Source organism: Streptomyces sp. NPDC017095 (assembly GCF_044332325.1).
Classification (GTDB): Bacteria; Actinomycetota; Actinomycetes; order Streptomycetales; family Streptomycetaceae; genus Streptomyces.
In genome coordinates this window covers 76199-98107 of the sequence record NZ_JBIROU010000013.1, presented here as the reverse complement: position 1 = coordinate 98107, position 21909 = coordinate 76199, and the positions used below count along the sequence as shown (strand labels likewise).

At 72.1% G+C, this 21909-nt stretch carries 18 protein-coding genes; 11 read left to right on the top strand and 7 right to left on the bottom strand.

From position 1 onward, the window contains the following. Positions 1-5: 5 nt before the first annotated feature. Both ACH4OA_RS25040 and ACH4OA_RS25035 read right to left on the bottom strand, forming a co-directional pair. On the bottom strand, positions 6-380 hold the full coding sequence (locus ACH4OA_RS25040; protein WP_397971013.1) for a WhiB family transcriptional regulator: 375 nt from the start codon (positions 378-380) through the stop codon (positions 6-8). Positions 381-555: 175 nt separating this feature from the next. Then, positions 556-1239, bottom strand: coding sequence for a DUF1707 domain-containing protein (locus tag ACH4OA_RS25035; protein ID WP_365883852.1), 684 nt, complete (start codon positions 1237-1239; stop codon positions 556-558). Between the two features lie 166 nt (positions 1240-1405). Between ACH4OA_RS25035 and ACH4OA_RS25030 the strand changes: the two genes are divergently transcribed. The 4 genes from ACH4OA_RS25030 to ACH4OA_RS25015 all read left to right on the top strand — a co-directional run bounded on the left by ACH4OA_RS25030 (position 1406) and on the right by ACH4OA_RS25015 (position 7855). Further along, positions 1406-3076 carry a fumarate hydratase gene (locus ACH4OA_RS25030; protein WP_365883851.1) on the top strand — a complete coding sequence of 557 codons (1671 nt, stop codon included), beginning with the start codon at positions 1406-1408 and terminating at the stop codon, positions 3074-3076. A 173-nt stretch (positions 3077-3249) separates the two neighbouring features. Next, positions 3250-4647, top strand: coding sequence for a class II fumarate hydratase (locus ACH4OA_RS25025; RefSeq protein WP_397971010.1), 1398 nt, complete (start codon positions 3250-3252; stop codon positions 4645-4647). Positions 4648-4731: 84 nt separating this feature from the next. After that, positions 4732-5421: a DUF402 domain-containing protein gene (locus ACH4OA_RS25020; protein WP_397949058.1), complete on the top strand. Its 690-nt coding sequence runs from the start codon at positions 4732-4734 to the stop codon at positions 5419-5421. A gap of 268 nt (positions 5422-5689) precedes the next feature. Continuing rightward, entirely contained in the window at positions 5690-7855 is a 2166-nt protein-coding gene (locus tag ACH4OA_RS25015) for a SpoIIE family protein phosphatase (protein ID WP_397971008.1), read from the top strand. Between the two features lie 68 nt (positions 7856-7923). Here the strand turns inward: ACH4OA_RS25015 and ACH4OA_RS25010 are convergent, their stop codons facing one another. Beyond that, positions 7924-10260 carry a transglycosylase domain-containing protein gene (locus ACH4OA_RS25010; protein ID WP_397941671.1) on the bottom strand — a complete coding sequence of 779 codons (2337 nt, stop codon included), beginning with the start codon at positions 10258-10260 and terminating at the stop codon, positions 7924-7926. 215 nt (positions 10261-10475) lie between these two features. Between ACH4OA_RS25010 and ACH4OA_RS25005 the strand changes: the two genes are divergently transcribed. The 5 genes from ACH4OA_RS25005 (at position 10476) to ACH4OA_RS24985 (ending at position 15312) form a co-directional block, all read left to right on the top strand. Beyond that, positions 10476-11387, top strand: coding sequence for an SPFH domain-containing protein (locus ACH4OA_RS25005; RefSeq protein ID WP_397971005.1), 912 nt, complete (start codon positions 10476-10478; stop codon positions 11385-11387). Beyond that, entirely contained in the window at positions 11384-11635 is a 252-nt protein-coding gene (locus tag ACH4OA_RS25000; protein ID WP_397941668.1) for a hypothetical protein, read from the top strand. Before ACH4OA_RS25005 ends, ACH4OA_RS25000 begins: the two co-directional genes overlap by 4 nt. A gap of 136 nt (positions 11636-11771) precedes the next feature. Next, the gene (locus ACH4OA_RS24995) at positions 11772-12296 is read left to right on the top strand and encodes a PadR family transcriptional regulator (RefSeq protein WP_397941666.1); all 525 of its coding nucleotides are present in this window, start codon (positions 11772-11774) and stop codon (positions 12294-12296) included. Further along, positions 12293-12982, top strand: coding sequence for an ABC transporter ATP-binding protein (locus tag ACH4OA_RS24990; protein WP_365882911.1), 690 nt, complete (start codon positions 12293-12295; stop codon positions 12980-12982). Before ACH4OA_RS24995 ends, ACH4OA_RS24990 begins: the two co-directional genes overlap by 4 nt. Further along, complete coding sequence (locus ACH4OA_RS24985) at positions 12979-15312, top strand: ABC transporter permease (RefSeq protein ID WP_397971003.1); 2334 nt, start codon at positions 12979-12981, stop codon at positions 15310-15312. Before ACH4OA_RS24990 ends, ACH4OA_RS24985 begins: the two co-directional genes overlap by 4 nt. Before the next feature lie 177 nt (positions 15313-15489). On the opposite strand, the gene ACH4OA_RS24980 is transcribed toward ACH4OA_RS24985, so the two are convergent. Beyond that, a complete protein-coding gene (locus ACH4OA_RS24980; protein ID WP_397941663.1) occupies positions 15490-16476 on the bottom strand; it encodes a LysR substrate-binding domain-containing protein in 987 nt (328 codons plus the stop codon). Positions 16477-16615: 139 nt separating this feature from the next. Between ACH4OA_RS24980 and ACH4OA_RS24975 the strand changes: the two genes are divergently transcribed. Further along, positions 16616-17170, top strand: coding sequence for a peroxiredoxin (locus tag ACH4OA_RS24975; RefSeq protein ID WP_365883839.1), 555 nt, complete (start codon positions 16616-16618; stop codon positions 17168-17170). Positions 17171-17173: 3 nt separating this feature from the next. Beyond that, positions 17174-17707: an alkyl hydroperoxide reductase gene (locus ACH4OA_RS24970; RefSeq protein ID WP_365883838.1), complete on the top strand. Its 534-nt coding sequence runs from the start codon at positions 17174-17176 to the stop codon at positions 17705-17707. Between the two features lie 42 nt (positions 17708-17749). Here ACH4OA_RS24970 and ACH4OA_RS24965 read toward each other — a convergent pair whose 3' ends face one another. From ACH4OA_RS24965 to ACH4OA_RS24955, 3 genes are all read right to left on the bottom strand, one after another. Beyond that, positions 17750-19213 (bottom strand): AI-2E family transporter, encoded by a 1464-nt coding sequence (locus ACH4OA_RS24965; RefSeq protein WP_397941659.1) that lies wholly within the window; start codon positions 19211-19213, stop codon positions 17750-17752. A 152-nt stretch (positions 19214-19365) separates the two neighbouring features. Beyond that, positions 19366-20097 (bottom strand): transglycosylase SLT domain-containing protein, encoded by a 732-nt coding sequence (locus ACH4OA_RS24960; RefSeq protein WP_397941657.1) that lies wholly within the window; start codon positions 20095-20097, stop codon positions 19366-19368. A gap of 379 nt (positions 20098-20476) precedes the next feature. Next, a complete protein-coding gene (locus ACH4OA_RS24955; RefSeq protein ID WP_397941656.1) occupies positions 20477-21802 on the bottom strand; it encodes a PhoH family protein in 1326 nt (441 codons plus the stop codon). Between the last annotated feature and the right edge of the window lie 107 nt (positions 21803-21909).

Genomic DNA, 21909 nt, shown 5'->3' with positions numbered 1-21909 from the left:
CGTCGTCAGCCCGCCATGCGGTTCGCCGCCGCCCGCGCCGTCTTCTTCAGCTCCACGTCCCGGCGGCGGCGCCGCGCCAGCACCACCCGGCGCTCGGCCGCCGTGAGGCCGCCCCAGACGCCGTAGGGCTCGGGCTGGAGCAGGGCGTGCTCGCGGCACTCGACCATCACCGGACAGCGGGAGCAGACCCGCTTGGCCGCCTCCTCGCGGGACAGCCGCGCGGCGGTCGGCTCCTTGGACGGGGCGAAGAACAGTCCGGCCTCGTCGCGCCGGCACACCGCCTCGGTGTGCCAGGGAGCGTCTTGGTCCCTGGCTCGCGCGGGCACCCGCTGGACCGGAACGCCGGCTACCTGCAGGGACTGATGCGGCGGTTGCAGCACGGTCTACTCCTGACGACGGCTTCGCGAGCGAGAGACGATGCAGCAAGCCCTACCCGCTGTACGCGTGCCTATGCACAGCGTTCCCGTGCGCGGGCGTGCGGCGGCTCGTTCACGCCCCCGGGCCGGCGCCGCGGCGTCGGCCGGGCCGTTCCGGTCACCGGCGCGTTCGCGGCCGTCAGCGGCCGAAGTGCCGGCGCATCTTCCGGTCGACCTTGTCCTGGACGCGTTCGAGGATGTCCGCCACCAGCTTGCCGCGCCGGGCCCGCGCCTCCACGTTGCCGAGGACGGCCCAGCCGTCGACGTAGACCACCGGCGCGTTCGGGTCCGCCGAGTCCAGCGGGCTCACCTCGAAGTTGCCGAGCACGCCGCCGCCGGTGCCGCGCAGCGAGACGTTCTCCGGCACCCGGATCTGGACGTCGCCGAAGACGGAGACCGCCTTGACCACCACCTGCTGGTACTCGAAGAGCGCCTCGCTGAGGTCGATCTCGACGCTGCCGAAGACCGCGTAGGCGTGCAGCCGGCGCCCGGCGCGCCAGCGGCCCCGGCGGACGGCGCTGCTGAACACCGCCACCACGCTGGCGTCGGCCTCCGCCGGGACCGCGCCCGGAGCGGGCCGGGACGGGGCGGCCGCGTAGGCGGCGGCGCGCTGCTGGCCGGCGGGCAGGTCCCGGACGAAGACCTCCAGCTCCCCCACGGTCTTGGCGAGCAGCGCCCCGTCCACGCGCTCGGCGTGCTCGTCGGCGGTCAGCCGGCCCTCGGCCAGGGCCTCGCGGAGGATGTCGACGACCCGGTCACGGTCGGCGTCCGAGGCGCGCAGCTCGGTCGCGGGCGGGGGCGCGGTCTGCTGGTGAAGGTCCACGGCAGCAGCGTAGCGACACACGATAGATCGCGACAGCCCCCGGCGCGCTCACCCTCAGTCGCACTGAGCCTTACCTCACAGGTTCGCCGCCCACGGCAGGTTCTAGGCTGGTGAGGCCCGCCAGCGTCGGCGGGCCGCCGTCCGTCAGAGTGAGGAATGGGCTGAGATGCCTGAGTTCGCGTACACCGATCTGCTCCCCCAGGGCGAGGACACCACCCCGTACCGGCTGGTGACCTCCGAGGGCGTGTCCACCGTCGAGGGGCCGGACGGGCGGACGTTCCTCAAGGTGGAGCCGGAGGCACTGCGCAAGCTGGCCGAGGCCGCCATCCACGACATCCAGCACTACCTGCGCCCGGCCCACCTCGCCCAGCTGCGCCGGATCCTCGACGACCCGGAGGCGTCGGCGAACGACAAGTTCGTCGCGCTCGACCTGCTGAAGAACGCCAACATCGCGGCGGCCGGCGTGCTGCCCATGTGCCAGGACACCGGCACGGCGATCGTCATGGGCAAGCGCGGGCAGCACGTGCTGACGGCCGGCGAGGACGAGCGGCACCTCTCGCACGGCATCTTCGACGCCTACACCAAGCTGAACCTGCGGTACTCGCAGATGGCTCCGCTCACCATGTGGGAGGAGAAGAACACCGGCTCCAACCTGCCCGCCCAGATCGAGCTGTACGCGACCGACGGCGGCGCCTACAAGTTCCTGTTCATGGCCAAGGGCGGCGGCTCCGCCAACAAGTCCTTCCTGTACCAGGAGACCAAGGCCGTCCTCAACGAGTCCTCCATGATGAAGTTCCTGGAGGAGAAGATCCGTTCGCTCGGCACGGCCGCCTGCCCGCCGTACCACCTGGCGATCGTCGTCGGCGGCACGAGCGCCGAGTACGCCCTGAAGACCGCGAAGTACGCCTCCGCGCACTACCTGGACGACATGCCGGCCGAGGGCTCGCCGCTCGGCCACGGCTTCCGGGACAAGGAGCTGGAGGAGAAGGTCTTCGAGCTGACGCAGAAGATCGGCATCGGCGCGCAGTTCGGCGGCAAGTACTTCTGCCACGACGTCCGGGTGGTCCGGCTGCCCCGGCACGGCGCCTCCTGCCCGGTCGCCATCGCCGTCTCCTGCTCCGCCGACCGCCAGGCGGTCGCGAAGATCACGGCGGAGGGCGTCTTCCTGGAGCAGCTGGAGACCGACCCGGCGCGGTTCCTGCCCGACACCACGCAGGAGCACCTCGACGAGGCCGGCGACGTGGTCCGGATCGACCTGAACCAGCCGATGGAGACGATCCTCGCCGAGCTGACGAAGTACCCGGTCAAGACCCGGCTGTCGCTGACCGGTCCGCTGGTCGTCGCCCGTGACATCGCGCACGCGAAGATCAAGGAGCGGCTGGACGCGGGCGAGGAGATGCCGCAGTACCTGAAGGACCACCCGGTGTACTACGCCGGCCCGGCCAAGACCCCCGAGGGGTACGCCTCCGGTTCCTTCGGCCCGACGACGGCCGGCCGCATGGACTCGTACGTGGAGCAGTTCCAGGCGGCGGGCGGCTCGAAGGTGATGCTGGCCAAGGGCAACCGCAGCAGGCAGGTCACCGACGCGTGCGCGGAGCACGGCGGCTTCTACCTCGGCTCTATCGGCGGCCCGGCCGCCCGCCTGGCGCAGGACTGCATCAAGAAGGTGGAGGTCCTGGAGTACGAGGAGCTGGGCATGGAGGCCGTCTGGCGGATCGAGGTCGAGGACTTCCCGGCGTTCATCGTGGTGGACGACAAGGGCAACGACTTCTTCACCGACCCGGCCCCGCAGCCGACGTTCACCTCGATCCCGGTGCGGGGTCCCGGGCTGGCCTAGGGCCTCTCCTGCTGCATCGCGCCGCCACCGGGTACCCGGTGGCGGCCGCCGCGACGGCGACGGCCGCCCGCCCGGTTCCCGCGCAGGTGTCACCCCCCGGTCTGTACTGGTGGGTAGTCACCCGGGGAATACGTGTGCCGCGACCAGTGCTCACGTCTTCCGGAGGTACGACGATGACGACCGAAGAGCCGCAATACCGCATCGAGCACGACTCGATGGGCGAGGTCCGGGTCCCGGCCCACGCCAAGTGGCGGGCGCAGACCCAGCGCGCCGTCGAGAACTTCCCGGTCTCCGGGCAGCGCATCGAGCGGGCCCACATCGAGGCGCTGGCCCGGATCAAGGCGGCGGCGGCGAAGGTGAACGCCGGCCTCGGCGTGCTGGACGCGGAGGTCGCGGAGGCGATCCGGGAGGCGGCCGGGGAGGTCGCCGAGGGCCGGTGGGACGAGCACTTCCCGGTGGACGTGTTCCAGACCGGCTCGGGGACCTCGTCCAACATGAACGCCAACGAGGTCATCGCGACGCTGGCCACCGAGCGGCTCGGCCGGGACGTCCACCCGAACGACCACGTCAACGCCTCGCAGTCGTCCAACGACGTCTTCCCGTCCTCGATCCACATCGCGGCCACCGCGGCCGTCACCCACGACCTGATCCCGGCGCTGGAGCACCTCGCCGCGTCCCTGGAGCGCAAGTCCGCGCAGTTCGCGGACGTGGTGAAGTCGGGGCGGACGCACCTGATGGACGCCACACCGGTGACGCTCGGCCAGGAGTTCGGCGGCTACGCGGCGCAGGTGCGCTACGGCGTCGAGCGGCTGCGGGCCTCCCTGCCGCGCCTCGCCGAGCTGCCGCTGGGCGGCACGGCGGTCGGCACCGGCATCAACACCCCGCCCGGCTTCTCCGCCGCCGTCATCGCGGAGGTCGCCCGGACCACCGGGCTGCCGCTCACCGAGGCCCGCGACCACTTCGAGGCGCAGGGCGCCCGGGACGGCGTGGTGGAGACCAGCGGACAGCTGCGGACCATCGCGGTCGGCCTGACGAAGATCGCCAACGACCTGCGCTGGATGTCGTCCGGGCCGCGCACCGGTCTCGCCGAGATCCGGCTGCCCGACCTCCAGCCCGGCTCCTCGATCATGCCGGGCAAGGTGAACCCGGTCGTGCCCGAGGCCGTGCTGATGGTCGCGGCCCAGGTCATCGGCAACGACGCGACCATCACCACGGCCGGCGCCGCGGGCAACTTCGAGCTGAACGTGATGCTCCCGGTCATCGCCAAGAACGTCCTGGAGTCCGTCCGGCTGCTCGCCAACGTCTCCCGGCTGCTGGCCGACCGGACCGTCGACGGCATCACCGCCGACCGCGAACGCGCCCGCGAGTACGCCGAGTCGTCGCCGTCGGTGGTCACCCCGCTGAACAAGTACCTCGGTTACGAGGAGGCGGCGAAGGTCGCCAAGAAGTCCCTCGCCGAACGCAGGACTATCCGTGAAGTCGTCCTGGAGAACGGCTATGTGGAGCGCGGCGTGCTCACCCGGGAGCAGCTCGACGAGGCGCTGGACGTCCTGCGGATGACACGCCCGTAAACCGGGGGCGGACCTTTCCGGCCGGCCCCGGCCGCCGTGACGCGCGCCGCAGCGTCGTGTGCCCGTGCCACCTAATATCTGCGCATGACGGACGACGGAGCGATGACACGGACGGCGGGCGGACCCACGGCGCACTGGACCCCGGGAACGCACATCCTGTGGCGTTACCGGGCGAACGCGGGCGAGCGCATCCACATCGCCCGGCCCGTCACCGTCGTGCGGGACGACGCCGAACTGCTGGCGGTGTGGCTGGCCCCCGGCACCGAGTGCGTGAAGCCGGTGCTGGCCGACGGCACGCCCGTGCACCTGGAGCCGCTGGAGACCCGCTACACCAAGCCGCGCACGGTCCGCCGGGAACGGTGGTTCGGCACGGGCGTGCTGAAGCTGGCCCAGCCCGGCCGGCCCTGGTCGGTGTGGCTGTTCTGGGAGCCGGGCTGGCGGTTCAAGAACTGGTACGTCAACCTGGAGCAGCCGCTGGCCCGGTGGGCGGGCGGAGTGGACTCCGAGGACCACTTCCTGGACATCTCCGTGCACCCGGACCGCAGTTGGCACTGGCGGGACGAGGACGAGTTCGCCCAGGCGCAGCGGGACGGGCTGATGGACCCGGCGACCGCCGAGCGGGTGCGGGCGGCGGGCCGGGAGGCGGTGGAGGTGATCCGCGCGTGGGGGACGCCGTTCCCGGACGGCTGGCAGCACTGGCGCCCGGATCCGTCCTGGGCGGTACCTTCTCTTCCCGAGGACTGGGACCGCACAGCCGCGCGGCTGTCCTCGTGAGACCCTTGATGCGCCCCCGGGCGGGAAACGTAGGATCGTCGTCCGCAAGGGCGCGCGAGGGCAACCACCGGAGCACGCGCAGAGCTTGACCGATCGTCACCGAGGGGCGGCAGGACGTGAGCGAGGGGTACCAGGGCACCACCGGGAGGACCGGCCCCGGGGGAATTCCGTTCCCTGGGCACCTATTGCGGGTATCGGGACTTCGACGGGACCGACTGCGCGCCCGGCGCACCCGGCGCGCAGCCCCGGACGGACGGATGCGACACGCGTGACGGAGCAGCCCACCACCTTCGGACGCCCCCAGCCGGGCGTCGACCCCGCGGACTCCCGCGGGGCACTCCCGCGTACCCCGGCGCAGCCCGGCGGTGCCGCCTTATCCGCGCAGGCCCGGGCCGGCACGGCGCCCCCGGGGCCGGGCCCGGCCACGACCCGCGGCAAGGGAGAGGACGGCATGGGCAAGGAGCACCCGGCGGACGGCCCCGAGCACTCCCAGCCCGCCGTCACCGAGCCCGTGGGGGCGCCTGCCGCGTACGGGGGTCCTCCCGCGCGCGAGAAGCCGAGCGTGGGGGAGAAACCGAGCGTGGCGGAGCATCGTCCGCGGCCCGCGTCGGAGGGCATCCCGGCGCAGCCCGGTGCCGACCAGGAAAGGGTGCCGGACGGCCCGGAGCGCCGCAGCGGACGGGGACTGCCGCCGGGGCGGCCGATGCCGATGCGGCGGGACGGGGACCGGCTGAGGTTCGTGGGCGCGGCCACCCGGCGGATCGCCCGCGGGCTGGACCTGGACGAGATCGTGATGGGGCTGTGCCGGGCGACCGTGCCGACGTTCTCGGACGCGATCCTGGTCTATCTGCGCGACCCGCTGCCGGTCGGCGACGAGCGGCCCACCGGTCCGGTGGTGCTGCGGCTGCGCCGCACCGACCGGATACCGGAGGAACGGGACACCGACGGGGTGCTGCTGTCGTCGGCGTTCGAGCCGGAGCCGGAGCCGGCGGGACCGGCGGACCTGTCGACGCTCAGCACCGAGCTGTGCGAGGTGCGGCCGGGCGGCGCGCTGAACGAGGTGCTGCGCGGGGTGCGGCCGGTGTTCGCCGACGCGCCCGCCGCCCGCGACGCGCTGCCGGAACTGCTCGGCGAGGGCGGTGAGGCGATCGTGCCGGACGGGCAGCACGCGATCCTCGCGCCGCTGCGCGGCCGGCGCCGGGTGATCGGCGCGGCCCTGTTCCTGCGCCGCCCGGACCGGCCCGCGTTCGAGGCGGACGACCTGCTGGTGGCGGCGCAGCTCGCCACGCACAGCGCGCTCGGCATCGACAAGGCGGTGCTGTACGGCCGCGAGGCGTACATCGCCGACGAACTCCAGCGCACCATGCTGCCCGAGACCCTGCCCCGGCCGACCGGGGTCCGGCTGGCCTCCCGGTATCTGCCGGCGGCGGAGACCGCGCGGGTCGGCGGCGACTGGTACGACGCGATCCCGCTGCCCGGCAGCCGGGTCGCGCTGGTCGTCGGCGATGTGATGGGCCACTCGATGACCTCGGCGGCGATCATGGGCCAGCTGCGCACCACCGCGCAGACGCTGGCCGGGCTCGATCTGCCGCCGCAGGAGGTGCTGCACCATCTGGACGAGCAGGCGCAGCGCCTGGGCACCGACCGCATGGCGACCTGCCTCTACGCGGTCTACGACCCGGTCACGCACCGCATCACGATCGCCAACGCCGGCCATCCGCCGCCCGTGCTGCTGCACCTGGGCGGGCGGGCCGAGGTGCTGCCGGTGCCGCCCGGCGCGCCGATCGGGGTCGGCGGAGTGGACTTCGAGGCGGTGGAACTGGACGCGCCCGCCGGGGCGACCCTGCTGCTGTACACCGACGGGCTGGTGGAGTCCCGGCTGCGGGACGTGTGGACCGGCATAGAGCAGTTGCGGGAGAAGCTGGCCGCGACCGCGCAGCTGACCGGGCCGGACCATCCGCCGCCGCTGGAAGCGCTGTGCGACGAGGTGCTGGACATGCTCGGTCCGGGCGACCGGGACGACGACATCGCGCTGCTCGCGGCCCGGTTCGACGGGATCGCCCCGAGCGACGTCGCGTACTGGACGCTGGAACCCGAGGAGACGGCGCCCGGCCAGGCCCGCCGGCTGGCCCGGCGGGCGCTCGCCCGCTGGGATCTGGAGGAGCTGACGGACTCGGTGGAGCTGCTGGTCAGCGAGGTCGTGACCAACGCGGTGCGGTACGCGACGCGGCCGGTGACGCTGCGGCTGCTGCGCACCGACGTGCTGCGCTGCGAGGTCGGCGACGACGTGCCGCAGCTACCGCGGCTGCGGCAGGCCCGGGCCACGGACGAGGGCGGGCGCGGGCTGTATCTGGTCAACCGGCTGGCCCGGCGCTGGGGTGCGACCCGGCTGAGCACCGGCAAGGTGGTCTGGTTCGAGCTGAACCGGGGCTGAGAGCCCGTTACGCCGAGGGGGCGCCCGGAGTTCTCCGGGCGCCCCCTCGGCGTGGGCCGGGCCGCGTGTCAGCCGAGCTGCCGGTCCTCCCCGAGGTCGCCCCCCGGGTCGAGCGGGTCCTCGGTGGTGGGCGTCTGGGACGGCGTCTGCGAGGGCGGCCGGGTGGTCGGTGTCTGGGACGGCGGCTGGGTCGTCGGTGTCTGGGACGGCGGCTGGGTCGTCGGCGTGGTCGGCGTCCGCGAGGGCGGCTCGGAGGTCGTCGGCGGCTCGGAGGTCGGCGTCTGGGACGGCGTCCGGGTCGGGGTGGACGTCCACGAGGGCGTCTCGGTCGGCGCGACGGCCGCGCCCTGGGTGGTGTTCAGGTCGAAGGCGGCCTTGTCGGTGACGCCGAAGGTGTACGCGGCCCAGATCTGCGCCGGGTAGCCGCCGCCGTTGATCCGGCCGGGCGGCTCCAGCAGGCCGGTAGCGCCCTTCATGCTCACATGGGCCTTGGTCTCGGGGTCCTCGCCGAACAGGCCGACGGAGGTGACCAGATCGGGCGTGTAGCCGGTGAACCAGGCCGACTTGTTCTCGTCGGAGGTACCGGTCTTGCCCGCCACCTGCTGGCCGTCGCGCAGCGGGTTGTCGGCCACGGACCGCTTGGCCGTGCCGTCGTCCACCACGCCGGTGAGCACCGAGGTGACCGTGTCGGCGGCCGTACGGCTGATCACCGAGCCGCCGACCGGGTCCGGCAGCTCCACCGAGCGGCCCTTGTTCTCGGCGGTCTTGATGATGGACGGGGTCACCTTGTAGCCGTGGTTGGCGAAGGTGGCGTAGATCCCGGCCATCTCCAGCGGGCTCGCGCCCATCGAGCCGAGGGTCTGGGCGGGCACCGCCTGCATGCCCTTGGTGTCCATGCCCAGCGCGGCGGCCGTGCTCATCACCTTGTCCATGCCCACGTCCACGCCCATCTGCGCGAACACGGAGTTCACGGACTTGTTCATGGCCTGCTGGACGCTGATCCTGCCGTAGCTGCGGTCGTCCTCGTTCGGCGGGGCGAAGCCGACCTCGGTGCCGTCGTCGCGCACCGGGCGGCGGCTGGTGCCGTCGTAGACGGTGGAGGCGGTGATGGGCTTGCCGTCCTGCGTGGTGGCGTTCTGCTCCAGCGCGGCGGCGAGGATGACGGGCTTGAAGGTGGAGGCGGGCTGGTAGTCCTTGCGGGTGGCGTTGCTGAAGTAGTGGTCGTAGTAGTTCTGGCCGCCGTAGAGCGCGACGATCCTGCCGTTTGCGGGGTCGACGGAGACGGCGCCGGGCTGGATGTCGCCGTCGACCTTGCGCTTCTTCTTGTCCAGCTTGCCGGTCAGCTGCGTCTTGACCGCCTGCTCCAGCGCGGCCTGCTTCTTGCGGTCGATGTTGAGGGTGATGGTCCAGCCCTTTTCGACGACCGCGTTCTCCGCCTGCGACTGGGTCAGGCCCTGCTGCGCCATGAGCTGCTGTTCGAGCTGCTGGTTGGCGAGTTCGACCAGATAGCCCTTCTGCCCTTCGAGGCCCGGGGCGCCCTTGGGCTCCTTGATCGCGGGGAAGTGCAGGGCGGCGCGCTGGGACTTGGCCAGCCAGCCCTCCTCGACCATGTTGTCCAGGACGTAGTTCCAGCGCTGGGTGACCAGTCGCTTGCCGGTGTCGGAGGCGACCGCCCAGTCGTACTGGCTCGGTGCCTGGAGCAGCGCGGCGAGGTAGGCGCCCTGTTCGACCGTCAGGTCCTCGGCGTCGACGTGGAAGTAGGCCTGGGCGGCGGCCTGGATGCCGTAGGCGTTGCGGCCGTAGTAGCTGGTGTTGATGTAGCCGGCGAGGATGTCGTCCTTGGACTTCTCGCGGTCCACCTTCAGCGAGATGACCAGTTCCTTCAGCTTGCGCGTGACGGTCTGGTCCTGGTTGAGGTAGTAGTTCTTGACGTACTGCTGGGTGATCGTGGAGCCGCCCTGCTTGCCCTTGCCGGCCAAGGTGTTGAGCAGCGCGCGGGCGGTGCCGCGGAAGTCGACGCCGGCGTCGCCGTAGAAGCTCTTGTTCTCGGCGGCGACGAAGGTGAGCTGGACCTTGCGGGGCACCTTGGACAGGTCGACGATCTCGCGGTTGACCTTGCCGCTGCGGGCCAGGACCGTGCCGTCGCTGAACTTGTAGACGTTGCTCTGCTGCCGGGCGGCGGCGTTGCCCTCGGGTATGTCCACGTACAGGTAGAGGCCGATGAAGCCGAGGATGGCCAGCAGGCAGACCCCGAAGACGGTGCCGAGGATCTTCTTCCAGGTGAACATCCGGCGTATGAGGCTCTTGGCGGGCTTACCGGCGGCCGCGGGTTCGGAGCGGCGGCGCTGGGGCGCCGCGCGGTGACCCCCACGCTGGCGCGCTCGTCTCTCTTCCGCTCGTCCCATGGGTCCCTACGCTCGCTTCCGTCTCGGGGTCAGCTCCGAAAGCTAACACCCCTCTATATGACAAAGGGCGTCCGATCCGTTCTTTTACGGACGTGACAATCAGCACCCGTTCCCAACGGAACCGACGTATACGGGGGTTGCGGGGTTGCTCTGCGCGGGAAAAGTGATAACTCTTAGCGAGCACAGCGATAAGACTTCGAGAACGGGGATCACCCATGTCCGATATACCCGAGATGCCTGCCCTGCGGGTCCGGGAGTTCCCGGCCCACAGCATCGGCGGCGGGCTCGCCCTGCTGCTGGGCCTGCTCGGGCTCGGCGGCGCGGCGGCGCTCTTCGCGGCCGCCGGGGCGGTCTCCTCGTCCGGCGTGCGGGGCGGGTGCGTCGCCGCCGGCGTCGTGGTCCTGCTCGCCGCCCTCATCGGACTGCGCGGCCTCAACACGGTCGCGCCGGGCGAGGCGCGGGTCGTCCAGCTCTTCGGGCGCTACCGGGGCACGATCCGGCAGGACGGCCTGCGCTGGGTGAACCCCTTCACCTCCCGGACCCGGGTCTCCACCCGGGTGCGCAACCACGAGACCGCCGTACTGAAGGTGAACGACGCCTACGGCAACCCGATCGAGCTGGCCGCGGTCGTGGTGTGGAGGGTGCGGGACACCGCGCAGGCCACCTTCGAGGTGGACGACTTCACCGAGTTTGTCGCCACGCAGACCGAGACGGCCGTGCGGCACATCGCCATCGAGTACCCGTACGACGCCCACGACGAGGACGGGCTGTCGCTGCGCGGCAACGCCGAGGAGATCACCGAGAAGCTGGCCGTGGAGCTCCAGGCACGGGTGGAGGCGGCCGGGGTGCAGGTCGTCGAGTCCCGCTTCACGCATCTCGCGTACGCTCCGGAGATCGCCTCGGCGATGCTCCAGCGGCAGCAGGCGGGAGCGGTCGTCGCGGCCCGGCGGCAGATCGTGGACGGCGCCGTGGGCATGGTCCAGGCGGCGCTGGACCGGATCGCGGAGGCGGACATCGTGGAGCTGGACGAGGAGCGGAAGGCGGCGATGGTGTCGAACCTGCTGGTGGTGCTGTGCGGGGACCGAGCCCCGCAGCCCGTCCTCAACACCGGGACCCTCTACCAGTGACGGACTCCCCCAAGACACCGGAGAACCGGCCGCGGCAGCGCAAGCAGGTGCTGCTGCGGCTGGATCCGTCGGTGTACGAGGCGCTGGCCCGGTGGGCCGGGGACGAACTGCGGTCGGCGAACGCGCAGATCGAGTTCCTGCTGCGGCGCGCGCTCGCGGAGGCGGGACGGCTGCCCGGGGACGCGGGTCCGCTGCCGCGCCGGGGACGCCCGCCCGGCGGCCCGCCCCCGGGACCCCCGCCGGCCTGAACCGGCCACCGCGGGCGGGCGGCCGGGCGGCGCCGAATCCGGACAACCGCCCCTGACCTGCGCCGGCGCACTCGCGCCGCCCCTCGGCCCCGCCCGGGTATACACCTCGCGTATACACCATGTGTAGAGTGCTGCCATGTCCATCGGTCACACCCTCCTGGGACTCCTGGAGTCCGGTCCGCGTCACGGCTACGACCTCAAGCGGGCCTTCGACGAGAAGTTCGGTCACGACCGGCCGCTGCACTACGGCCAGGTCTACTCCACGATGTCCCGGCTGCTGAAGAACGGCCTCGTGGAAGTCGACGGGGTCGAGTCGGGCGGCGGCCCCGAGCGCAAGCGGTACGCCATCACCGACGCCGGCGTCACCGACGTCGAACGCTGGCTCGCCACCCCGGAGAAGCCGGCGGAGTACCTCCAGTCGACCCTGTACACCAAGGTCGTCCTCGCCCTGCTCACCCACCGCGACGCCGCCGACATCCTCGACACCCAGCGGGCCGAGCACCTGCGCAGCATGCGCATCCTCACCGACCGCAAGCGCAAGGGCGACCTCGCGGACCAGCTGATCTGCGACCACGCCCTGTTCCACCTGGAGGCCGACCTGCGCTGGCTGGAACTGACCGCCGCGCGCCTCGACAAGCTCCGTGTGGCGGTGACCCGATGACCCCGCCGCCCGGCTCCCTGCTCGCCGCCGAGGACCTGCGCAAGGCCTACGGCCCCACCGTCGCCCTCGACGGCGCCGCGTTCTCCATCCACCCCGGCGAGGTCGTCGCCGTGATGGGCCCGTCCGGCTCCGGGAAGTCGACCCTGCTGCACTGCCTCGCCGGCATCGTGCCGCCCGACTCGGGCTCCATCACCTACGACGGCCGTGAACTGGCCGGCATGAGCGACACCGAACGCAGCGCCCTGCGCCGCAGCGACTTCGGGTTCGTCTTCCAGTTCGGCCAGCTCGTGCCGGAGCTGACCTGCGTGGAGAACGTGGCGCTGCCGCTGCGGCTGAACGGCCGCCCCCGCAAGGAGGCCGAGCGGGCCGCGCTCGCCTGGCTGGAACGCCTGGAGGTGGACGACCTGCGGGACAAGCGGCCCGGCGAGGTCTCCGGCGGCCAGGGCCAGCGGGTCGCGGTGGCCCGGTCCCTGGTCACCGGGCCCCGGGTGGTGTTCGCCGACGAGCCGACCGGCGCGCTCGACTCCCTCAACGGCGAACGCGTGATGGAGCTGCTGACGGACGCCGCCCGCTCCACCAACGCGGCCGTGGTGCTGGTCACGCACGAGGCCCGGGTGGCCGCCTACTCCGACCGGGAGATCGTCGTACGCGACGGCAGGTCACGGGACATGGAGCGGGCCGTATGAACCTCCGGCAGTGGTCCCGGGACCTGGGGCTGGGCATCCGGTTCGCCTGCACCGGCGGGCGCGAGGGCTGGATCCGGATGGTGCTGACGGCGGTCGGCGTGGGCCTCGGCGTGGCGCTGCTGCTGCTCACCACCGCGCTGCCGAACGTGCTGACCGCACGGCACCAGCGCGAACAGGCCCGGCTCGACCTCACCTACGGCCTGCGCATGCCGCCCAAGGGCGAGAACACCGTGCTGGTCGGCCAGAGCGACACCGAGTGGCACGGCCGGGACGTCCGGGGCCGGCTGCTGGAGCCGGAGGGCCCGCGGGCGCCGCTGCCGCCGGGCCTGGACCGCTTCCCCGCCCCCGGCGAGATGATCGTCTCGCCCGCGCTGAAGGAGCTGCTCTCCTCGGCCGGGGGCCGGCTGCTGCGGGAGCGGCTGCCGGACCGGATCACCGGCACGATCGGCGAGTCCGGTCTCATCGGCTCGCACGAACTGGCCTACTACGCGGGCGCCGGCGATCTGGCGGTGCCGGCGGACGGCTCGCGCGTGGTGCGGCTGAGCGCGTTCGGCGACCGGCATCCGACGGCCGAGCGGGCCGACCCGGTGCTGATCATGATGACGCTGGTCATGTTCGTCGTCCTGCTGGCGCCGGTCGCCGTGTTCATCGCCGCGGCCGTGCGCTTCGGCGGCGAGCGGCGCGACCGCCGGCTGGCCGCGCTGCGGCTGGTCGGCTCCGACAGCCGGATGACCCGCCGGATCGCGGCCGGCGAGGCACTGGCCGGGGCGCTGCTCGGCCTGGTCGTCGGCGCGGTGTTCTTCCTGGTCGGACGGCAGGCGGCGGGCTCGGTGGAGGTGCTGGGCGAGAGTTTCTTCCCCAGCTATCTGAACCCCTCGCCGGTGCTGGTCGCGGTGGTCGCGGTGGCGGTCCCGGCCGCCGCGGTGGCGGTGACGCTGTTCGCGATGCGCTCCGTGGTCGTGGAGCCGCTCGGCGTGGTGCGCGCCGCCCGGCAGCGCCGGCGGCGCCTGTGGTGGCGGCTGCTGCTGCCGCTCGCGGGTCTGGCGATGCTGTACCCGATGATCGGCCAGGGCCGCTCCCACGGCGGCTTCAACGAGTACCTGGTCGTCGGCGGCGTCCTGCTGCTCCTGGCCGGCGTCACCCTGCTGCTGCCCTGGCTGGTGGAGGCGGCCGTGGCCCGGCTCGGCGCGGGCCCGGTCTCCTGGCAACTGGCCGTACGGCGGCTCCAGTCGGGCAGCGGGACGGCGGCCCGCATGGTCAACGGCATCGCGGTGGCGGTGGCCGGTGCGATCGCGCTGCAGATGCTCTTCGCGGGCGTGCAGGGCCAGTACACCAGGGACACCGGCCGGGACCCGAACCGGGCGTCCATGGAGATCGACCTGCGGGACCGGTCCCGGCTGGCGGTGGCGGCCCGCGAGTTCCCCCGCACCAAGGGCGTCAGGCACGCGGTGGCGCTCTCCAGCGGCGGGGTCGGCGACAAGCGGTACGACCCCGGCACCACGGTCGGCATCACCGTCGGCGACTGCGCCGCGCTGCGCGAGCTGGCGCACCTGCCGTCCTGCCGGGACGGTGACGCCTTCGTCATCCCGCCCGCGGACGACCGCGCCGCCCTGCGCGCCCTGACCCGGCCCGGCCGGCAGGTCTTCCTCGATCCCAGCTACTCGGCGGACGTGCGCGGACGCGAGATCCCCTGGACGGTTCCGGCCGGGCTGCGCCAGGTCGGCGTCCGCGAGGACGCGCTGCGGCCGGAGGCCGACGGCCTGCTGCTCACCCCGGCCGCGCTGCCCGCCGGCGCCGCGTCGACGCTGTACCACCAGGTGTTCGTCCGGCTCGACCTGTCGGTGCCGGACGCGGACGAGTACGTGCGCAACACGGCCGCGCGGGTGGACCGGCTCGCCAACGCCTGGCACTGGGCGGCCACCGTCCAGTCCGCGCGGTACGGCTCCCTGCGCACCGGTCTGTTCCTCGGCGCGGTCTGTGTGCTGGCGCTGATCGGGGCCAGCCTGCTGGTCTCCCAGCTGGAGCAGTTGCGCGAGCGGCGCAAGCTGCTGTCGTCGCTGGTCGCCTTCGGCACCCGGCGCCGCACGCTGGGCCTGTCGGTGCTGTGGCAGACGGCGGTGCCGATCACGCTCGGTCTGCTGCTGGCCGCGGCGGTGGGCCTGACCCTCGGCACGGTGCTGCTGAAGATGACGGCGACCCCGGTCCTCGTGGACTGGACGGGCGTCCTGGCGATGACGGGCGCCGGCGCGGCGGTGGTCCTCACGGTCACCCTGCTCACCCTGCCGCCACTGCTCCGCATGGCCCGACCGACGGGCCTGCGGACGGAGTAGGCCGGCGGGCCGGGGGGCGCCGCGGGCGGGGCGGCGGACGGAGTAGCCCGGCGAGCCGGGAGGCGCCGCGGACGGGGCGGCGGACGGAGTAGCCCGGCGAGCCGGGAGGCGCCGCGGACGGGACCGCGGACGGTGTAGGCCGGCGAGCCGGGGGGCGCCGCGGGCGGGGCGGCGGGCTCAGTCGTGCACGGGGCCGGCCGGGGCGGAGCGCTCGTCGGGGCCGTCGAGCACCCGCACCGGCAGGGCCCGCAGCGCCTCCCGCAGGGCCGCCGCCAGCTCCGCGTACTCCCCCGAACGCGCCGCGCCCGCGCGCATCGCGAAGGCGACGCGGCGGCTCGGGGCGGGTTCGGCGAAGTAGCCGGTCAGCAACTGGCTGCTGCGGGTGGTCTCCAGCTTCAGCGCGGTGCGCGGCAGCAGCGTGCAGCCGAGGCCGCCCGCCACCAGCTGGACCAGCGTGGACAGCCCGGCCGCCGTGGTGGTCACCGGCGCGTCCGCGCGGCCCGCCTCCCGGCAGATGTCGAGGGCCTGGTCGCGCAGGCAGTGCCCCTCGTCCAGGAGCAGCAGGTTCAGCTCCTTCAGTGCCTCCCGGGGTATGCCCTCCCGGCCGCCGAGCCCGTGGTCGAGCGGCGTGACGAGCACGAAGTCCTCGTCGAACAGCGGCAGTTCGACCACACCCGGCACGCCGAGCGGCACCGCGAGCAGCAGCAGGTCGAGCCGGCCGGAGTTCAGGCCGTCGACCAGGCTGGCGGTCTGCTCCTCGTGCACCTGGAGGTCGAGCTGCGGATAGCGGTCGTGGACCAGCCGCAGCACGGCCGGCAGCAGATACGGCGCGACGGTGGGGATCACCCCGAGGCGCAGCACGCCCGTGAAGGGCGCCCGGACGGCCTCGGCCTCCTCCAGCAGCGCGCCGACCTCGTCCAGCACCGCCTTGGCCCGCACCGCCAGCCGCTCCCCCGCGGCCGAGAGCAGTACCTTGCGCGTCGTACGCTCGAGGAGGGTCACGCCGAGTGTCTCCTCCAGCGCGGAGACCGCGCCGGACAGGGCGGGCTGGCTCATGCCTATCGCCGCCGCCGCGTCCCGGAAGTGCAGGTGCTCGGCCACGGCGGCGAACGCCCGCAGCTGCGCCAGGCTCGGCTGCCGCCGTTTGCCGTTCCCCATGGTCATCACTGATAGCTCCCTCCGATCAACACGACCGAGTGTAGCTATTTCCCTAATCAATGCACCCTGTGCCAACATCGACTACGTCCAACCCCCCATGGGAAACACCCTCAAAAGGGGAGTTTCTTCGCTGCAAGGAGAGCCTGTGCTCACTGTCGGTGACAAGTTCCCCGAGTTCGATCTGACCGCCTGCGTCTCGCTGGAGAAGGGCAAGGAGTTCGAGCAGATCAACCACAAGTCCTACGAGGGCAAGTGGCTCGTGGTCTTCGCCTGGCCCAAGGACTTCACGTTCGTGTGCCCGACCGAGATCGCCGCGTTCGGGAAGCTGAACGACGAGTTCGCCGACCGCGACGCCCAGATCCTCGGCTTCTCGGGCGACTCCGAGTTCGTCCACCACGCCTGGCGCAAGGACCACCCGGACCTGACGGACCTGCCGTTCCCGATGATGGCGGACTCCAAGCACGAGCTGATGCGCGAGCTCGGCATCGAGGGCGAGGACGGCTTCGCGCAGCGCGCCGTCTTCGTCGTCGACCCGAACCACGAGATCCAGTTCACGATGGTCACCGCCGGCTCCGTGGGCCGCAACCCCAAGGAGGTCCTGCGGGTGCTGGACGCCCTGCAGACCGACGAGCTGTGCCCGTGCAACTGGACCAAGGGCGAGCAGACCCTCGACCCGGTCGCCCTGCTGGCTGGTGAGTGACCCGTGTCCCTCGACTCCCTGAAGTCCCGCATCCCGGACTACGCCAAGGACCTGAAGCTCAACCTGGGCTCGGTCATCGGCAACTCCGACCTGCCGGCGCAGCAGTTGTGGGGCACGGTGCTGGCGACCGCCATCGCCTCCCGCTCCCCGATCGTGCTGCGTGAGCTGGAGCCGGAGGCGAAGGCGAACCTGTCGCCGGAGGCGTACCAGGCCGCCAAGTCGGCCGCCGCCATCATGGCGATGAACAACGTCTTCTACCGCACCCGGCACCTGCTGTCCGACCACGAGTACGGCACCCTGCGCGCGGGCCTGCGGATGAACGTCATCGGCAACCCGGGCGTGGACAAGGTCGACTTCGAGCTGTGGTCGTTCGCGGTCTCCGCGATCAACGGCTGTGGCATGTGCCTGGACTCGCACGAGCAGGTGCTGCGCAAGGCCGGCGTGGAGCGCGACACCATCCAGGAGGCGTTCAAGATCGCCTCCGTGGTGCAGGCGATCGGCGTCACCGTGGACGCCGAGGCCGTCCTGGCCGAGTAGAGCCGGACCCGGCCGAGTGCGGCCGGACCCCGAGGACCCCGCTCACCCCTGGTGGGCGGGGTCTTCCGCGTGCGGCTCCGGAGTCTGCGGCGCCGCACCGGCCGCGGCCGGCTCCGCGGACGGAGCGGTCTCGGCGGGCTCGGCCGACTGGGCGGGCACGGCCGGCTCGCCCGGCTCACCGCCCGGCGCCACGGGACCGGCGGCATCGGCCGGGGCGTCCTTCTGGGCTTCCTCGGCCTCCTCGGCCCCCTGCGAATACTGCCGCAGATACCCGACCACCGTGTTCGTCACCGCCACCAGCGGTACGGCCACCACCGCGCCGCCGATGCCGGCCACCATGCCGCCGGCGGCCACGGTCAGGACGACCGCCAGCGGATGCACCCGTACCGCGCGGCCGAGGATGAACGGCTGCAGGACGTGTCCCTCGATCTGCTGCACCGCGAGGACCACCAGCAGGGTCATCAGGGCCGCGAACACACCCTGGGTGACCAGCGCGACGATCACCGCGAGCGCGCCGGAGGCGACCGCGCCGACCAGCGGGATGAACGAGAACAGGAAGATGAACACGGCCAGCGGGACGGCCATCGGCACGTCCAGGAAGTAGATGCCGATGCCGATGAAGATCGCGTCGATCAGGGCGACGAGCACCGTGCCGCGGACGTAGGCGGTCAGGGTGCGCCAGGCGCGCGGGCCGGCGCCGGCCACGCCCGGCCGGGCGGCGGCGGGGACCAGCCGCAGGAACCACTGCCAGATGCGCTTGCCGTCGTAGAGCAGGAACAGCGTCGAGAAGAACACCAGCAGGATGCCGGTCAGCGCCTCCACGATGACCTGCACGCCCTCCAGGCCCGCCGAGGTGATCTGGTCGGCGTTGGCGCCGATCGCCTCGCGGAGGTTCTGGGCGATCTGGTTGATCTGCTTGTCGGTGACGTGGAAGGGGCTCTTCAGCAGCCAGTTGCGCAGGTCGTCGATGCCGGACTGGATCTGGGTGGAGAGCGTGTCGATGTTCTCCATGACCTGCCAGGTCACGAACCAGCCCATCAGGCCGATGACCACGAACCCGCTGATGGCGGTGAGCGCGGTGGCCGGGCCGCGCGGCACCCCGCGGCGGGTGAGCCGGGCGACCGTTGGCTGGAGCAGGGCGGTGACCAGGAGCGCTATCACGAAGGCGAAGACCACCAGCTGGACGGCGCTGATCACCCGCATCAGCACCCAGAGGGTGCCGGCCAGCACCAGCAGCCGCCAGCCCGCCTCGGCGGCGACCCGGACACCCCAGGGCACGGCCTCGGCCGGGTCGGGACGGCGGACGGCCGGGGGTGCGGTCCGGCGGACGGACGGCACGGCCTCGCGGCCGGGCCCGGCCGCGCCGGCGCGGGGAGCGCCGGCCGGTTCGGCACCGGCGGGCTCGTCGTGCTCCTTCTCCACTTCGGCGCGGCGCTCGTCCAGGCGCTCGCTCATCTCGGTGAGCCGGGCTCCGACCCGGCCCAGCCACCCTGGCACTCGCGACATGGTCCGTCCTCTTCCCCCGCGTCCCCGGGTGCTCGCCACCACTCCCCCCTGGAGTCTTCCGGATACGACCGTACAGGGCGAAAGCCCCTCCCCGGAGTACGGGGAGGGGCTTTCGTGTGGCTCGGTGACGGCCGGACGGGCCGGGCGGAGGCCTAGTACCAGTGGTTGGCCGACCAGAACGACCAGGCCTGGCAGGGGCTGCCGTACCGCTCGTTCATGTAGTTGAGGCCCCACTTGATCTGGGTCGCCGGGTTGGTCCGCCAGTCGGCGCCGGCGGAGGCGTACTTGCCGGCGGGCAGGGCCTGGAAGAGACCGTAGGCACCGGAGGAGGCGTTGACCGCCTGGTAGTTCCAGCTCGACTCGTGGTCGACGATGTTGCTGAAGCACTGGAACTGACCGCCGGCCACCATCTGGCGTGCCATGGCCTGGATCTGCGCCACGCTGTAGCTGCCCTGGACCGGGAAGCTGGAGGTGTCGCGGACGTCGTCGCGGCTGGCCGCCTGGGCGGCCTTCGCCTCGGCGCGCTCCTTGGCCTCCTGCTTCGCCTTGGCGGCGGCCTGCTCGGCGGCCTCCTTCTTGGCGATCGCGGTGTCGGCGGCGGCCTTGCGGGCCGCTTCCTCGGCGTCCTTCTTGGCGCTCGCGTCCGCGGCGATGGCCTGGGCGTCGGCCTGCTGCGTCAGGGACGCGGTCTGCACCTGCGCCTGCTGACCCGCGGGGATCTCGGCCAGGAATGTGGTGTCGGCTGCTGTCGCCTCGGCGTCGTTCGTCTGCGCGGTGCTGCCCGAGGCAACTCCGACGACGCTTCCGACAGCGGTGACCGCGGTGGCCGAGGCCACTGCGAATCCCCGGACCGAAATCCGGCTCACACGGTTTCCTTCCAGCATCGCCCGCTTCGGTGACCCTGGCGGACGCAATCGTGCCCCTGAACACTGGCCTCCCAACTGCGGGGTCACGGGAGGCACGGGCCCGGTGGGCAACTCCCCGAGGGGGAGCGCCGCGTGGTGCTCGGGCGGCATACGACGGACTCTATGGAGTTGGGTGACTTCAGTGGAGCCGTACGGCTGGGGGTACAAGTGTGTCGTATGCGGGGCCTGACAGGAGTGAGACTCTGCCGTAACCGGACGCCGCGTGGCAATTCTGTGTTGCGTGTGAAAGCTCACATCCCGTTTGGCCCTGGGTATTTCAGGAAAGCCCCACACATGACGGCGCCGCCCGGCTAGGCTCTTGACCTTTGCCGGACGGCGCCAACTGCGTTGTTTCAGCTCAGATGTGACCGTCTTCGAGCATTTCGGTCACCAGTGCCGCGATCTGGGATCTCTCCGACCGGTTCAGCGTGACATGGGCGAAAAGCGGATGACCCTTCAGTTTCTCCACCACGGCGACCACTCCGTCGTAGCGGCCCACGCGCAGATTGTCCCGCTGTGCCACGTCATGGGTGAGGACCACCCGTGAGTTGGCGCCGATCCGGGACAGCACGGTCAGCAGGACGTTGCGCTCCAGCGACTGCGCCTCGTCGACGATGACGAACGCGTCGTGCAGCGAGCGCCCGCGGATATGGGTCAGCGGGAGCACCTCCAGCATCCCGCGCGCGGTCACCTCCTCGATGACCTCGCGGCTGGTGACCGCCGAGAGGGTGTCGAAGACGGCCTGCGCCCAGGGGCTCATCTTCTCCGCCTCGGTGCCCGGCAGATAGCCCAGTTCCTGGCCGCCGACCGCGTACAGCGGACGGAAGACCATCACCTTCTGGTGCTGGCGGCGCTCCAGGACCGCCTCCAGGCCCGCGCACAGCGCCAGCGCCGACTTGCCGGTGCCGGCCCGGCCGCCCATGGAGACGATCCCGATGTCCGGGTCCAGCAGCAGGTCGAGCGCGATGCGCTGCTCGGCACTGCGGCCCTTGATGCCGAACACCTCCCGGTCGCCGCGCACCAGGCGGACGCCGCCCTCGGCGGTGACCCGGCCGAGCGCCTTGCCGCGCTCGGACTGGATGGTCAGGCCGGTGTGCACGGGAAGGCCGGCCGCCTCCGGGACAGAGACGTGTCCTTCCTCGTAGAGGATGTCGACCTGCTCGCCCGGCAGGGTGAGTTCCGACATGCCCGTCCAGCCGGAGTTCTCCGTGATGGCGAGTTCGGCCCGGTACTCCTCGGCGAGGAGGCCGACCGAGGACGCCTTGATCCTCAGCGGCAGGTCCTTCGACACGACGGTGACGTCGAACCCCTCGGCCTGCAGATTGCGGGCCACCGCGAGGATGCGGGAGTCGTTGTCCCCCAGGCGGTAGCCCGAGGGCAGCACGCTGGGGTCCGAGTGGTTCAGTTCCACCCGGAGCGTCCCGCCGAGTTCGCCGGTCGGGACGGGCGCGTCGAGGCGGCCGTACCTCACCCGGTAGTCGTCCAGCAGGCGCAGCGCCTGGCGGGCGAAGTAGCCGAGTTCGGGATGGTGCCGCTTGGCCTCCAGCTCCGTGACCACCACGACGGGCAGCACGACCTCGTGCTCGTCGAAGCGGGTCAGGGCGTTCGGGTCGGCCAGCAGGACGCTGGTGTCGAGAACATACGTGCGCCGGTCGGGCTTGGAGCGCTTTGTGCTGGTCACCACGGAAGGACGTACCCCCTCGGATGAGGTCGGGGAGCGACGAAGAGATGCTGGACCGGTGTCGGGCCCCCGCGGACGGCGAGCCGTGAACCGGCCCTCCGCGGCTGCTT